The 12,905-nt window shown below is 66.9% G+C and carries 15 protein-coding genes; 10 read left to right on the top strand and 5 right to left on the bottom strand.

The features are described 5' to 3' along the window. Window positions 1-167 precede the first annotated feature (167 nt). From rplI to rpsF, 3 genes are read right to left on the bottom strand one after another with little or no spacing between them, the layout of a single operon-like run. A complete protein-coding gene (rplI, locus tag LX81_RS07170) occupies window positions 168-824 on the bottom strand; it encodes a 50S ribosomal protein L9 (RefSeq protein WP_111536618.1) in 657 nt (218 codons plus the stop codon). 11 nt (window positions 825-835) lie between these two features. Beyond that, window positions 836-1,063, bottom strand: a complete 228-nt coding sequence (gene rpsR, locus LX81_RS07165) for a 30S ribosomal protein S18 (protein WP_111536617.1) — start codon at window positions 1,061-1,063, stop codon at window positions 836-838. A gap of 20 nt (window positions 1,064-1,083) precedes the next feature. Further along, window positions 1,084-1,437 carry a 30S ribosomal protein S6 gene (gene rpsF, locus LX81_RS07160; protein ID WP_111536616.1) on the bottom strand — a complete coding sequence of 118 codons (354 nt, stop codon included), beginning with the start codon at window positions 1,435-1,437 and terminating at the stop codon, window positions 1,084-1,086. Window positions 1,438-1,689: 252 nt separating this feature from the next. Between rpsF and LX81_RS07155 the strand changes: the two genes are divergently transcribed. Together LX81_RS07155 and LX81_RS07150 are read left to right on the top strand one after the other, a co-directional pair. After that, a complete protein-coding gene (locus LX81_RS07155) occupies window positions 1,690-2,277 on the top strand; it encodes a YceI family protein (protein ID WP_111536615.1) in 588 nt (195 codons plus the stop codon). 115 nt (window positions 2,278-2,392) lie between these two features. Further along, window positions 2,393-2,815 (top strand): GFA family protein, encoded by a 423-nt coding sequence (locus LX81_RS07150; protein WP_111536614.1) that lies wholly within the window; start codon window positions 2,393-2,395, stop codon window positions 2,813-2,815. Between the two features lie 6 nt (window positions 2,816-2,821). On the opposite strand, the gene LX81_RS07145 is transcribed toward LX81_RS07150, so the two are convergent. Further along, window positions 2,822-4,012: a cytochrome b/b6 domain-containing protein gene (locus LX81_RS07145; protein WP_111536613.1), complete on the bottom strand. Its 1,191-nt coding sequence runs from the start codon at window positions 4,010-4,012 to the stop codon at window positions 2,822-2,824. A 151-nt stretch (window positions 4,013-4,163) separates the two neighbouring features. Here LX81_RS07145 and fabD point away from each other — a divergent pair, with 151 nt between their 5' ends. From fabD to LX81_RS07130, 3 genes are all read left to right on the top strand, one after another. Then, the gene (gene fabD, locus LX81_RS07140) at window positions 4,164-5,093 is read left to right on the top strand and encodes an ACP S-malonyltransferase (RefSeq protein ID WP_111536612.1); all 930 of its coding nucleotides are present in this window, start codon (window positions 4,164-4,166) and stop codon (window positions 5,091-5,093) included. Between the two features lie 18 nt (window positions 5,094-5,111). Continuing rightward, entirely contained in the window at window positions 5,112-5,849 is a 738-nt protein-coding gene (gene fabG, locus LX81_RS07135; protein WP_111536611.1) for a 3-oxoacyl-[acyl-carrier-protein] reductase, read from the top strand. Between the two features lie 191 nt (window positions 5,850-6,040). Then, the gene (locus LX81_RS07130; RefSeq protein ID WP_111536610.1) at window positions 6,041-6,280 is read left to right on the top strand and encodes an acyl carrier protein; all 240 of its coding nucleotides are present in this window, start codon (window positions 6,041-6,043) and stop codon (window positions 6,278-6,280) included. A 68-nt stretch (window positions 6,281-6,348) separates the two neighbouring features. Here the strand turns inward: LX81_RS07130 and LX81_RS07125 are convergent, their stop codons facing one another. Continuing rightward, window positions 6,349-7,260, bottom strand: a complete 912-nt coding sequence (locus LX81_RS07125; protein ID WP_111536609.1) for a PilZ domain-containing protein — start codon at window positions 7,258-7,260, stop codon at window positions 6,349-6,351. A 126-nt stretch (window positions 7,261-7,386) separates the two neighbouring features. Between LX81_RS07125 and fabF the strand changes: the two genes are divergently transcribed. From fabF to LX81_RS07100, 5 genes are all read left to right on the top strand, one after another. Next, entirely contained in the window at window positions 7,387-8,646 is a 1,260-nt protein-coding gene (gene fabF / locus LX81_RS07120; RefSeq protein ID WP_111536608.1) for a beta-ketoacyl-ACP synthase II, read from the top strand. Continuing rightward, window positions 8,646-9,800 (top strand): endolytic transglycosylase MltG, encoded by a 1,155-nt coding sequence (mltG, locus tag LX81_RS07115; RefSeq protein ID WP_111536607.1) that lies wholly within the window; start codon window positions 8,646-8,648, stop codon window positions 9,798-9,800. Before fabF ends, mltG begins: the two co-directional genes overlap by 1 nt. A 191-nt stretch (window positions 9,801-9,991) precedes the next feature. Further along, window positions 9,992-10,333, top strand: a complete 342-nt coding sequence (locus LX81_RS22725; RefSeq protein WP_234822517.1) for a hypothetical protein — start codon at window positions 9,992-9,994, stop codon at window positions 10,331-10,333. Next, the gene (locus LX81_RS07105; RefSeq protein WP_234822516.1) at window positions 10,269-11,591 is read left to right on the top strand and encodes a DNA-packaging protein; all 1,323 of its coding nucleotides are present in this window, start codon (window positions 10,269-10,271) and stop codon (window positions 11,589-11,591) included. Before LX81_RS22725 ends, LX81_RS07105 begins: the two co-directional genes overlap by 65 nt. A gap of 138 nt (window positions 11,592-11,729) precedes the next feature. Continuing rightward, window positions 11,730-12,896, top strand: a complete 1,167-nt coding sequence (locus tag LX81_RS07100; RefSeq protein ID WP_111536604.1) for a phage portal protein — start codon at window positions 11,730-11,732, stop codon at window positions 12,894-12,896. Window positions 12,897-12,905 lie beyond the last annotated feature (9 nt).

The raw sequence follows: 12,905 nt of genomic DNA, 5'->3' as shown, positions 1-12,905 counted from the left end.
CCCCCTTTTCGAATGGCGCGTCCTTCTGACGTGCCATCTTCGGGAGTAAGCCCATCGCCGGAGGAGACAAAGCGCCGCAGCGCATTGTTGGGCGGCGTGACAATTACGTAACGGAAACGGGGCGCCCTTTCCGGACGCCCCGTAAAATTTCAGCAGGCTTTGAACGCTTACGCGTCGTCGCGTCCGAGCTTCTCGTCGAGCGTCGATTTCTCCTGCGTGGCAGGTTGCGCCGTGCGCTGCTCGTCCTCGGTCTCCAGCTCGTCAAGCTGGGCACCGCCGATATCGTCGAAGAGCTCTTGGATTTCGAACTCCGCTGCGGCCTCTTCCTCCGCTGCGAGCTCCTGGATCGACTTGCCCTGCGCCTGCAGCTCAGCCTCCTCGGCGGAGCGCGCGACGTTGAGCGCGATCGTGACCTCGACTTCGGGATGCAGCGTCACGATGACGTCGTGCAGGCCAAGCTCCTTGATCGGCGCGGCGAGGGCGACCTGCCGGCGGTCGATGTCGAAGCCGGCCTCCGACGCGGCGTCGGCCGCGTCGCGAGTGGAGACCGAGCCGTAGAGCGCGCCGCCGTCGGAGGCGGAGCGGATCACCACGAATTGCTGCCCGTCGAGTTTCTCGGCGAGGGATTCGGCCTCTTTCCGGGTCTCGAGGTTGCGCGCCTCGAGCTGCGACTTTTGGTCCTCGAAGGCCGCGACGTTGGCCTTCGACGCCCAGAGCGCCTTTTTCTGCGGCAGCAGGTAGTTGCGCGCGTAGCCTTCCTTGACGGAGACGACTTCGCCCATCTGGCCGAGCTTGGCCACGCGTTCGAGAAGGATGACGTCCATGGTCTCTCTCCTTATTTCACGGCGTAGGGCAGAAGGGCGAGGAAGCGGGCGCGCTTGATGGCACGCGCGAGCTCACGCTGCTTCTTCGAGGAGACGGCGGTGATGCGCGAGGGCACGATCTTGCCGCGCTCGGAAATGTAGCGCTGCAGCAGGCGCGTGTCCTTGTAGTCGATGCGGGGTGCGTTGTCGCCCGAGAAGGGGCAGACCTTGCGGCGGCGGAAAAACGGTTTGGCGGCCATGATCTAATCTCCTTCTCTGCTCAGCGGCGCGCGCGGCGCTCTTCGCGCTCGTCGCGCTTCTGCATCTGGATCGACGGGCCTTCCTCGTGGCTGTCGACCTTGATCGTCATCACGCGCATCACGTCGTCGTGCAGACGCATCAGGCGCTCCATCTCCTGCACGGCCGTCGCGGGCGCGTTGGTGCGGAGATAGGCGTAATGCCCCTTGCGGTTCTTGTTGATCTTGTAGGCCATCGTCTTGACGCCCCAGTATTCCGACTCGACGAGCGTGCCGTCGTTGTCGGCCAGGATCGTGCCGAAATGTTCGATGAGCCCCTCGGCCTGCGTATTCGACAGGTCCTGACGGGAGATGAAGACATGCTCGTAGAGCGGCATGGGCGGTCCAGTCCTTCTCGGGGCGCATTTCATAGACCGGGCGAATGAGGCCTCCGCCGCCCGATCGCGAGAGTCTGCGCCGATCCAATCTTTGCGGAAGCCCGCGGCACTTACCCCTTCGCGCGCCGTGACGCAACCCCGCGCCGATCTGTTCGCAGGCGATCACGAAGTGTTCGGGGAGGCGGAATTGAGTTGGCCGGCGAGGACGTCGAGTATCCCGCCAGATTGCAATCTCGAACGGAGAGACACCCCATGAAGACCCTCATCGCCGCGACCGCCACGACCGCCCTGCTCGCGGGCGCCGCGCTCGCCGAACCCGTGAGCTACGAGCTCGATCCCGGCCACAGCCAGATCGTCTTCACCGTCGACCACCTGGGCTTTTCCACGAACCACGGGATGTATTCGGGCTTCGACGGGTCGATCGAGTTCGATCAGGAGGATCCGGCCAATTCGTCGGTCGAGGTCAGCTTCCCTGTCCGGTCGATGATCACCGGCTGGGAGCCGCGCTTCGAGCATTTCATGTCGGACGATTTCTTCGCCGCGGGCGAGGACGACATGGTGACCTTCACCTCGACCTCCATCGACGTGACGGGCGAGGACACCGCCGAGATCACCGGCGATCTGACGCTGAACGGGGTCACGAAGGAGGTCGTGCTCGACACGACGCTGACGCAGGCGGGCCAGCACCCGATGGAAGGCCGTCCCTGGGCGGGGTTCGACGCGACGACGACGCTTCTCAGGAGCGACTACAACCTTGGCGCCTTCGCGCCCGCCGTCAGCGACGAGGTCGAGGTGATGATCTCCATCGAGGCGGGCGAGGTCCAGGACGGCGAAGGCTGATCCGGAGGCGGATCGCGGACCGGCGGAGCATCGCCGGTCGGGACGAGGGCGCGGGAGGAACTCCCCGCGCCCTTTTCGTTTCCTCTCCGACGGGGCTCGTCGGGAGGGCGATGCGATGAACGGCCGGGATAGGGTGGAGAAGGAGGACGGGGCGGACGCGTCGCGGTGGCGCGGCCATTGTCTTTGCGGTGCCGTGACATGGGAAGCGGCGGGCAAGGCGGTCTGGCAGGCGCATTGTCACTGCGAATCGTGCCGGCGGGCCACCGGCTCCGGGATCGCAACCTTCGTCGCCGTCCCGCGGGACGGCTTTGCCTGGACGGGAGCGGAGCCTGCGGCGTACGCCTCGTCTCCTGGCGTCACGCGCCGGTTCTGCGGGACCTGCGGATCGCCGCTCAGCTACGAGAGCGCGGAATATCCGGGCGAGGTGCATCTCTATGCGGCGAGCCTCGACGATCCCGCGCGCGCTCAACCCGAGAAGCACGCTTTTTGGGAGGAGCACGTCCCCTGGATCGCAGGGGGCGACGGGCTGCCGCGCTGAGTGCCGTCACTCCTGCCGCGTCGCGGTAAGTGCGATGACGACGGTGACGTCGAAGCCGAGCGTATCCGGGTCCGTCGTTGCATCGCCGATCCCGAAATCACGCCGGTCGAGGATCGTCTCGCCCCGCATCTCCGCCGTACCGTCCGCGATCCCGAGCGTGAAGGGCAAGCGGACGGGCACGGTCTCTCCGGCAAGGCTCAGGGTGCCCTCGGCGAGGTAGCCTTCCTCCGCCGGCGAGATCGTGGCCTCGAAGATCGAGGTCGGGTGGGTTTCGGCGGCGAAGTAGTCGGGGCCGAGCGCCTGTTCGGTGACCGAGCCGAGAGTAAGGCTGTCGATCGCCACCTCCACCCGCACGTCGCCCGTGCCGGTTTCGGGATCGAAGTCGATATCGGCGCTCCATGCGGCGAAGCTGCCCTCCACGCTCGTCCCGAACTGGGAAACGTCGATGCCGATCCGACCTTCCTCGACGCGCCATCCGGCGGTCTCCGCGCTCGCGGGTGCGGCGGGCTCCGGCGGGGATGCGACGGGCGCGGTGAGCGTGTAGACCGCCACGCCGCCCGCGACGTAGATCGCCGCCGCCGCGGGAAGCGCGAAGCCGGTACGATGCGGGGCTCGCCCGTCCGGGGCGGCACGGAACGGGCCGAACCACATGCGCCGGAGCGTGCCGTCCCGGTCGATAAAGGCGTGCTTCAACGCGCCCGCGACATGGAGGAGCAGCGCCGCGATGAGAACCTTGGTGAAGACCCAGTGCGTCGTCCCCGCCACCGCGAAGACGAGGTCGGAGCGCGGCACGAACGGCAATCCCTGCCCGAACGGCCAGAGGATGGGGGCGAACCCAGCGCTCGCCGCATGATGGATCCAGCCCGAGAGGGGCACGACGACGAGCGCGGCATAGAGCGTCCAGTGCGCCGTCTCGGCCAGGAGCGTCTCCGCCCGGCGCTCGGGATGGAGGGGCGCGGGCTTGGGGCGGACGAGGGCCCAGAGGATTCGCAGGAGCGCCACCGCGAAGGTCGCGATACCGAGCGTCTTGTGCACGGAGAAGAGCTGCGCCTTCCGCGCGATCTCCGCCCCCGTCTCCTGCGGCAGGTTCTCGGCGACGAGGCCAAGGGGGATGAGTGCGAGGATGAGGAGCGCGGTTGTCCAGTGAAAGAGCTTGGTGAGCGTCCCGTAGCTTTCGCGCGTATCTGTCGTGGGCATGGCCGGCTCCGAAATGGCTTTCGGGCGGTATCGCGGGCAAAGGCCATCGAGGCAATCGCGCCCGCGGCACGGGGCCTGTGCGGCAGGGCGCAGAGATTGCGAAGGGGCCGGTCATTGTCTATGAGCCGTTCGGGGATGTGAGGAGAACGCGATGGGACTGGCATTGGTATTTCCCGGTCAGGGCGCGCAGAGCATCGGCATGGGCCGTGATCTGGCCGAGGCCTATCCGGCCGCGCGCGCGGTGTTCGAGGAAGTCGACGAGGCCTTGGGCGAGCGCCTGAGCGACGTCATCTGGGAAGGCGAGGCCGATGCGCTCACCCTGACGGCCAATGCGCAGCCCGCGCTGATGGCGACCTCGCTCGCCGCCCTGCGCGCGCTCGAGGCGGAGGGGTTCTCCGTGGGCGCTGCGGATGCGGTGGCGGGCCATTCGCTCGGGGAATATTCCGCGCTCGCCGCGACCGGGGCCATCACAATCGCCGATGCCGCCCGGCTCCTACGGCTCAGGGGGCGGGCCATGCAGGAGGCCGTGCCCGTGGGCGAGGGCGCGATGGCGGCGCTTCTCGGCCTCGATCTCGCCGCGGCCGAGGAGGTCGCCGGACGCGCGGCCGAGAACGAGATCTGCGAAGCTGCGAACGACAACGATCCCGCGCAGGTGGTCGTCTCCGGCCATCGCGGCGCGGTGGAGCGTGCCGTCGAACTCGCCCGGTCCGCCGGGGCGAAGCGGGCGCTGATGCTGCCCGTCTCCGCACCGTTTCACTGCGCGCTGATGGCGCCTGCGGCCGACGCGATGCGCGCGGCGCTCGAGGACACGCGCATTTCCGCCCCGACCATCCCCGTGGTGAGCAATGTCACCGCCACGCCGGAGCGCGATCCGGATGCGATCCGGACCCGCCTCGTGGAGCAGGTGACGGGCCGCGTGCGCTGGCGCGAGAGCGTGCTCTGGATGGCGTCCAACGGGATCGACGCGATCTGGGAGGTCGGACCGGGCAAGGCGCTGTCGGGCATGATCAAGCGCATCGACAGGTCCATCGCGACGCGCGCCATCGGCACTGCGGCCGACGTGCCGGCCGCGCTCGCCTGACGATCAAGGAGATACAGTATGTTCGACCTGACGGGAAAATCGGCGCTGGTGACGGGCGCGTCGGGCGGGATCGGCGGAGAGATCGCCCGTACGCTCTATGGCGCCGGTGCGAACGTGGGCCTTTCGGGCACCCGGGAGGCACCGCTTCAGGAGCTGGCGGACGAGCTCGGCGAGCGGGCGCATGTCCTGCCCTGCGATCTCGGGGATGCCGAGGCGCTGGCCGCGCTGCCGAAACGCGCGACGGAGGCGATGGGCGGGCTCGACATCCTCGTCAACAACGCGGGCATCACCCGCGATACGTTGATGCTCAGGATGTCGGACGCGGATTGGGACGCGGTTCTCGACGTCAACCTCACCGCGGCGATGAAACTGAGCCGCGCGGCGCTGCGCGGCATGATGAAGTCGCGCTGGGGCCGGATCGTCAACATCTCCTCCATCGTCGGGGCGACCGGCAATCCGGGGCAGGCGAACTACGCGGCGGCCAAGGCGGGGCTCGTTGGCTTTTCGAAGTCGCTCGCCGCGGAGGTTGCGTCGCGCGGCATCACCGTCAATTGCGTGGCGCCGGGTTTCATCGCCACCGCGATGACGCAAAAGCTCGATGCGGGGCAGAGCGAGGCGCTTCTCGCGGCGATCCCCGCGGGGCGGATGGGCGAAGCGGACGAGATCGCCGCGGGCGTTCTTTACCTTGCGTCCCGCGAGGCGGCCTACGTTACCGGCTCGACCCTTCATATCAACGGCGGAATGGCCATGATCTAGGCGGCCCGAACCTCGTTCCGCCGAACCTTGGAAAGCGTTTGCCTTTGATTTTCGATATGCTATAGGCGGCGCACCTTTTCGGGGGGGTCTCGATCCCGCCGACCGGGCCGCCCCCAGAGGACGGCACCTCACCCGATGGCCTGACGGTCAGACACCAATTGGGCGTGCCCCAGATAGAGCAAGGAAGAACCATGAGCGAAAGCGACATCGAAACGCGTGTCAGGAAGATCGTCGTTGAGCACCTGGGCGTCGAGGAAGAGAAGGTGACCGAGAACGCGTCCTTCATCGACGATCTCGGCGCCGACAGCCTTGATACGGTCGAGCTTGTCATGGCCTTCGAGGAGGAGTTCGGCATCGAGATTCCGGACGACGCGGCCGAGACGATCCAGACCTTCGGCGATGCGGTGAAGTTCATCAAGGACGCCGTCTGATCCATCCCCGCTTCTAACGTCTCGCGGCGTCGGTCCATCGCTGGTCCGGCGCCGCGTTGCGTTCGGGGTCACGACAATCCCGCGGCCTTCGCCTTGCGCCGCATCCGACGTTCCGCGCGATTGTTGCGCTTGCCGTCGGCGAGCAACTGCGCCAGGCCGTCTATCCCGATCCCCTTGTCGAATTCGAGGCCGGCGGCCCCGTTGGCCGACCAGACGACATGCGCGGTGATGCTGCGATTGAGCATGTCGATCCGCACGGCGTCTCCGATCTCCAGATGCTCGGGGAGATTCGTCCTGCAGCCGAGCTCCGAGAGGTCGAGGACCCTCGCGAGCGCCATGTGGTTGCCGATCGAGAGCCGCGCGGGAATATCGCAGGCATGTCGGCGCGAGCGGCGTTGCTGCCTTTCGCTCGAATAGAAGGCGAACCAGCCTGCGGCGGCGAGGCCGAGGGTCACCATCCCGGCCAGTGCGACGCGCACCAGATCGAAGCCCTCACGCGCGTCGTGGCGCGGCGCGAAATTCTGCGCGAGCGTGGAATCGAGTTGCGACGTCTTGGGGGGAACGGCGCTGAACGCGGTGGTGAAATCGTCGCCGGAGGAACACGGCATGCTCCGGACGATCTCACCGACCCGTTCCGCCATTCTCTGCGACCGCTCGTCGGATATCCGGTCGCCCGCGCGAAAGCGATCCGTCACGAGGCCGACGAATTCTTGGATCTCGCGGCCCGGTTCGTCGCGGAACTCCGCAGCTATGTCGGATCGCACGCGGCGCGTCCCGATCTCGCTGAGGATGAGGGCGAGATCGATCCGTTCGTCCTCCGGGCTGGCGCCCGGGCGCGCCCGGGATGCCGTCGCGTTGCTGAGCGCCGAGAGCCACCCGATCGTTTCGCACGCGACCTCGGCCCGTGCGGGTGTCAGCAGCAGGCTTGCAAGGAGTGCCGTCAGTCCGATGCGGCAGAGATCTTCGATACGCAGTCCCATGTGGAAGGACTATGAGAGAAACATTAAGGAATTTACCCTCCAGTCGGAACCTCCCGTGGCACTTCCAAGTATCGCCCGTGGCGTGTATGACGCGCCCATAGGAACGAGGCGACGGCGGGGGCCCTGATGCGGAGAGTGGTTGTGACGGGATTGGGGATGGTCTCGCCCCTCGCCTCGGGTGTGGAGCCGACCTGGCGACGCCTGCTTGCCGGAGAATCCGGTGCCGGACCGATCCGTCGCTTCGACGCCTCGCATCTCGCGACCACCTATGCCTGCGAGGTCCCGCGCGACGGGGCGGAGGACGCGTTCGACGCCGATCGCTGGATGGAGCCCAAGGAGCAGAGGAAGGTCGACGACTTCATCCTCTACGGCATGGCCGCCGCCGACATGGCGATCGCGGATGCCGGGCTCGGCGACGAGCCGGTGTCCGAGCGGGAGCGGATCGGCGTGATGATCGGCTCCGGCATCGGCGGGCTGCAATCGATCGCGGAGACCGCGGTGCTCCTCAAGGAGCGCGGTCCGCGGCGCGTCTCGCCCTTCTTCATTCCCGGCGCGCTCATCAACCTCGTCAGCGGACAGGTCAGCATCCGGCACGGCTTCAAGGGGCCGAACCACGCGCCTGTCACCGCCTGTTCCACCGGCGCACATGCGATCGGCGATGCGAGCCGCCTCATCCAGTGGGGCGACGCGGACGTGATGATCGCGGGCGGGGCCGAGAGCCCGATCTCGGAGATCGGCGTCGCTGGGTTCAATGCCTGCAAAGCGCTCAGCACGGCGCACAAGGACGATCCGGAGAAGGCCAGCCGGCCCTGGGACGCGGATCGCGACGGCTTCGTCATGGGCGAGGGGTCGGGCGTCGTCGTGCTCGAGGAATACGAGCGTGCGAAGGCGCGCGGCGCCAAGATCTATGCCGAGGTGATCGGCTACGGCCTTTCGGGCGACGCGCACCACATCACCGCACCGCCACCCGATCACGAGGGCGCGGAGCGGGCGATGCGCGCGGCCGTCGCGCGGGCCGGGATCGCGGCTTCCGAGATCGACTACATCAACGCGCACGGCACGAGCACGATGGCCGATACGATCGAGATGGGCGCGGTGCAGCGCCTGTTGGGCGATGCGGCGGGCCAGACGACGATGTCCTCGACGAAATCCTCGACCGGCCACCTTCTGGGAGCGGCCGGTGCGATCGAGGCGATCTTCGGCATTCTCGCGATCCGCGATCAGGTGGCGCCGCCGACGCTGAACCTCGAGACGCCGCCGGAGGATGCCGTCATCGACCTAGCGCCGAAGGCCAAGGTCGAGCGGAAGATCGATGTCGTGCTGTCGAATTCCTTCGGCTTCGGCGGGACGAACGCCGCCCTGATTCTGCGGAAAGTCGCCGCCTGATGTGGAAGCACATCGCCTCGAACGCGCTGTCCCTGCTCGTCGTGGCACTCATCTGCCTCGGTGGCCTGATCGCCTGGGGCGTGAAGGCCTACCGCGCGCCGGGCCCGCTCGCCGAAGCCATCTGCGTTCAGGTCGAGCCGGGCTCGAACATGCGGCGCGTCTCCCAGGACCTCGCCGCGCAAGGCGCTGTGGGTACGCCGCAGATCCTTCGGATCGGGGCCGATTACACCGACCGCACCTCCGCGCTGAAGGCCGGCAGTTTTCTCGTCCCCGAGAACAGTTCCATGGAAGAGATCGTGGCGATCGTCACGGGCGACGGGCAATCGACCTGCGGCACGGAGATCGTCTACCGCATCGGCGTGACCGGCCAGCGGATGGAGATCCGCGAACTCGACCCCGCGACGAACCGCTTTGCCGTCGATGCGGCCTTCGATCCCGCGACGGAGACGGCCGATCCGCTCTACGGGGAGATGCGCACGCGCCCCGAGACGCGGTTTCGCATCGCCGTGGCCGAAGGGGTCACGAGCTGGCAGGTGACGGAGGCGCTGAAGGCCGCGGATTTCCTCTCCGGCGACATTGGCTCCGTTCCCCCCGAGGGCACCCTCGCGCCGGACAGCTACGAAGTGGCGCCCGGCTCAGAACGAACGGAGCTTCTCTCGCGGATGGAGGCGCGGCAGTCCGAACGGCTTGCCGCCGCATGGGAGGCGCGCGTCGACGGATTGCCCTACGACACGCCGGAGGAGGCCCTCATCATGGCGTCGATCGTCGAGAAGGAAACGGGCGTCCCGGAGGAGCGCGATCAGGTCGCGAGCGTCTTCATCAACCGCCTAGAGCAATCGATGCGTCTGCAGACCGATCCGACGGTGATCTACGGGCTCACGAACGGCGAGGGGCCGCTCGGTCGTGGCCTGCGCCAGAGCGAGCTGCAACGGGTGACGCCCTACAACACCTATGCGATCGACGGATTGCCGCCGACGCCGATCGCCAATCCCGGTCTCGCCAGTATCGAAGCCGCGCTCGATCCCGCGAGCACGGAATTTCTCTACTTCGTGGCCGATGGCAGCGGCGGACACGCGTTCGCCACGACTCTCGCGGAGCACAACGCCAATGTCGCGCGCTGGCGCGAGATCGAGGCCCAGAACGCGGGCCAGTAGCGCTACCGTTAACGGGATCTTAACGGCGAGATCCCGTAACATACTGATATTTATATCCTAAAATTTGACAGAACCGTGTCGCTCACGTAGGTCTTCCCCCGCTGGATGACACGATAGGACACGGCCCGGGCGCCAATCCGGCCATCCGATCGCACTGCTCGACCGGAGGCCAACAGGGGTGGGAGCCAGGCATGACGGTCACCAAACTTTCCGACGAGGAAAGGACGGCCGAGGCCATCTTGGCCAAGGCCGAGGCGCATTGCGCCGAGATGCTCGACGATCTCGAGGCAGTACGCCTCTACTACAAGGACAAGACAGACCTGCCTGAGGCGGAGCTCAAGCGTGTCTTGGCCAATGTCCAGAAATCCGTTCAGACAGTTTTCGACGAAAGGAGGCGGCTCGATGAGTTCCGCAAACGTCAACTCGGAATCGTCAACGAATACGCGCTCGATTTCGACGCCGTCCGCAGTGAGGTCGGGGGCCGACTTGATCGCATCCGCGCCGCGCGTGACGCAGGACAGATTCCTCAATGAGCTGTCCGAAGGCGCGCTCCTCGCGCTGCCCTTCCTCTTCGAGTTCTGGGCCATGGAGCATCAACTGCCCCCGCCTGGGAACTGGCGCTCCTGGGTCATCATGGGCGGACGCGGGGCCGGGAAGACCCGTGCCGGCTCCGAATGGGTCCGGTCGATGGTCGAGGGATCCCGTCCGCTCGACAAGGGCGTATCGCAGCGGATGGCTCTCGTTGGCGAAACACTCGACCAGGTGCGCGAGGTAATGATCTTCGGGGAATCAGGGATACTCGCCTGTTCGCCCCCCGATCGTCGTCCGACCTGGGAAGCGGGCCGGAAACGGCTCGTCTGGCCGAACGGCGCGGTGGCGCAGGCGTTCTCCGCTCACGAGCCCGAGGCACTGCGCGGGCCGCAATTCGACGCGGCCTGGGTCGATGAACTCGCGAAGTGGAAGAAGGCGGAGGAAGCATGGGACATGCTTCAATTCTGTCTCCGCCTGGGCGAGCATCCGCGACAATGCGTGACCACGACCCCGCGCAACGTCCCGATCCTGAAACGTCTGCTTGCGGCGGATTCGACCGTGATGACCCATGCAACGACGTCCGCGAACCGGGCGAACCTCGCCTCGTCCTTCCTCGAGGAGGTCATGTCACGCTACGGCCAGACCCGGCTCGGGATCCAGGAACTCGAAGGCCGTTTGCTCGAGGATGTCGAGGGGGCGCTCTGGACGCGGGAGGGGCTCGACAACTGCCGGATCAAGGCGGTGCCGGACCTCCACCGGATCGTCGTCGCTGTCGATCCCCCCGTGACGGGCGGCTCTCGGGCGGATGCCTGCGGGATCGTCGTGGCGGGGCTCGAACGGGGAGGTGACAAGGCCGTCGTGCTCGAGGATGCCAGCGTCGTCGGCGTCTCCCCGAAACAGTGGGCCGAAGCGGCGGTTGCCGCCTATCACCGGCATGGGGCGGACCGGATGATTGCCGAGGTCAACCAGGGCGGAGAGCTCGTGGAATCGATCGTCCGGCAGGTCGACCGTACGGTCAGTTACCGGCCAGTTAATGCCTCCCGGGGCAAAGTCCTCAGAGCCGAGCCGGTGGCCGCACTCTACGAACAGGGGCGCATCTCGCATGTCGGCGGACTGAGTGAACTGGAGACGCAGATGTGCCTCATGGCCGTACACGGATATCAGGGCGCGGGCAGCCCCGATCGGGTCGATGCCCTGGTCTGGGCCCTGACCGACCTTATGCTGAAGAAGTCCGGCACGCCTGGCTTCCGCAGCCTCTGACACCGGGCGGGTGATCGCGCGGAGGGGCGTCGCGCCTCTCCGCCAAGCACACGGGCAACCAAGAGATTGATGGACTTCCGACGACACGCCCCGGTGCGTGATCGATGGAGGTTTGTCGAACGACATGAAGGAGCGGGCATGTTCGATTTCCTCAAGCGCGGCAAGACGGAGCCCGCCGAGGCCAAGGCTAGCGCTACCGGCCCACTGACGATGCCGGGGATCGCCTATGGCAGCGTGGGCCGCGTGGCCTGGACCGCACGGGATACGTCCTCGCTGACGCGGGCGGGCTTCCAGGGCAACCCCATCGGATTTCGCTGCGTCAAGGTCATCGCGGAGGCCGCGGCGGCTCTTCCGCTCGTGCTCTACGCCGACGGTGAGCGTTTCGACGTTCATCCGGTCCTGTCCTTGATGAGCCGACCGAACGGCGCGCAGGGCCGGGCCGAGCTGCTTGAATCCCTATTCGGCCAGTTGCTTCTGTCCGGTGACGGATATGTCGAGGCGGTCGGTGATGGCGGGTTGCCGACCGAGCTGCATGTATTGCGCAGCGACCGGATGTCCGTCGTGCCCGGTTCCGATGGATGGCCGGCTGCCTACGAATACAATGTCGGCGGGCGCAAGCACCGCTTTCAGGTCATCGATGGCCTTTCGCCCGTTTGTCACGTGAAAAGCTTCCATCCCCAAGATGATCATTACGGCCTCTCCCCCATGCAGGCGGCGGCGAGTGCGATGGACGTGCATAATTCCGCATCGCGTTGGTCCAAGGCGCTTCTCGACAACGCCGCGCGACCCTCCGGGGCGATCGTCTATCAGAATGGCGACGGGATGCTTACGCCCGAGCAGTACGACCGCCTCCTCTCGGAAATGGAGATGCACCATCAGGGTGCGCGGAACGCCGGGCGGCCGATGCTCCTCGAAGGGGGGCTCGACTGGAAGCCGATGGGGTTCTCGCCCTCCGACATGGAGTTCCAGCAGACGAAGGAGGCCGCGGCGCGGGAGATCGCGCTCGCCTTCGGCGTGCCCCCGATGCTGATCGGGATCCCCGGTGATGCGACTTATGCCAATTACGTGGAGGCGAGCCGCGCCTTCTACCGCCTGACCGTCCTGCCGATGGCCTCGCGCGTCTCCGCCTCCATCGCGCACTGGCTTTCGGCCTTCTCGGGGGAGGCGGTCGAGTTGCGTGTCGATCTCGATCAGATCCCCGCCCTCGCCGTCGAGCGTGAGGCGCAATGGCGGCGGATCGGCGAGGCCAGCTTCCTGACGGATGCGGAAAAGAGATCCCTGCTCGGCTTGCCCGCGGCGGAATGAGGAGTGTGT

The sequence above is a fragment of the Palleronia aestuarii genome (genome assembly GCF_003253995.1).
In the GTDB taxonomy this organism is placed as follows: domain Bacteria; phylum Pseudomonadota; class Alphaproteobacteria; order Rhodobacterales; family Rhodobacteraceae; genus Palleronia; species Palleronia aestuarii.
This window is presented reverse-complemented; position numbering and strand designations above follow the sequence as displayed.

What these genes read in the sequence shown, in the direction of transcription:
- rplI (WP_111536618.1), bottom strand. Translation starts at nt 824, where the DNA reads ATGGACGTCATCCTTCTCGAACGCGTGGCCAAGCTCGGCCAGATGGGC.
- rpsR (WP_111536617.1), bottom strand. Translation starts at nt 1,063, where the DNA reads ATGGCCGCCAAACCGTTTTTCCGCCGCCGCAAGGTCTGCCCCTTCTCG.
- rpsF (WP_111536616.1), bottom strand. Translation starts at nt 1,437, where the DNA reads ATGCCGCTCTACGAGCATGTCTTCATCTCCCGTCAGGACCTGTCGAAT.
- LX81_RS07155 (WP_111536615.1), top strand. Translation starts at nt 1,690, where the DNA reads ATGAAGACCCTCATCGCCGCGACCGCCACGACCGCCCTGCTCGCGGGC.
- LX81_RS07150 (WP_111536614.1), top strand. Translation starts at nt 2,393, where the DNA reads ATGAACGGCCGGGATAGGGTGGAGAAGGAGGACGGGGCGGACGCGTCG.
- LX81_RS07145 (WP_111536613.1), bottom strand. Translation starts at nt 4,012, where the DNA reads ATGCCCACGACAGATACGCGCGAAAGCTACGGGACGCTCACCAAGCTC.
- fabD (WP_111536612.1), top strand. Translation starts at nt 4,164, where the DNA reads ATGGGACTGGCATTGGTATTTCCCGGTCAGGGCGCGCAGAGCATCGGC.
- fabG (WP_111536611.1), top strand. Translation starts at nt 5,112, where the DNA reads ATGTTCGACCTGACGGGAAAATCGGCGCTGGTGACGGGCGCGTCGGGC.
- LX81_RS07130 (WP_111536610.1), top strand. Translation starts at nt 6,041, where the DNA reads ATGAGCGAAAGCGACATCGAAACGCGTGTCAGGAAGATCGTCGTTGAG.
- LX81_RS07125 (WP_111536609.1), bottom strand. Translation starts at nt 7,260, where the DNA reads ATGGGACTGCGTATCGAAGATCTCTGCCGCATCGGACTGACGGCACTC.
- fabF (WP_111536608.1), top strand. Translation starts at nt 7,387, where the DNA reads ATGCGGAGAGTGGTTGTGACGGGATTGGGGATGGTCTCGCCCCTCGCC.
- mltG (WP_111536607.1), top strand. Translation starts at nt 8,646, where the DNA reads ATGTGGAAGCACATCGCCTCGAACGCGCTGTCCCTGCTCGTCGTGGCA.
- LX81_RS22725 (WP_234822517.1), top strand. Translation starts at nt 9,992, where the DNA reads ATGACGGTCACCAAACTTTCCGACGAGGAAAGGACGGCCGAGGCCATC.
- LX81_RS07100 (WP_111536604.1), top strand. Translation starts at nt 11,730, where the DNA reads ATGTTCGATTTCCTCAAGCGCGGCAAGACGGAGCCCGCCGAGGCCAAG.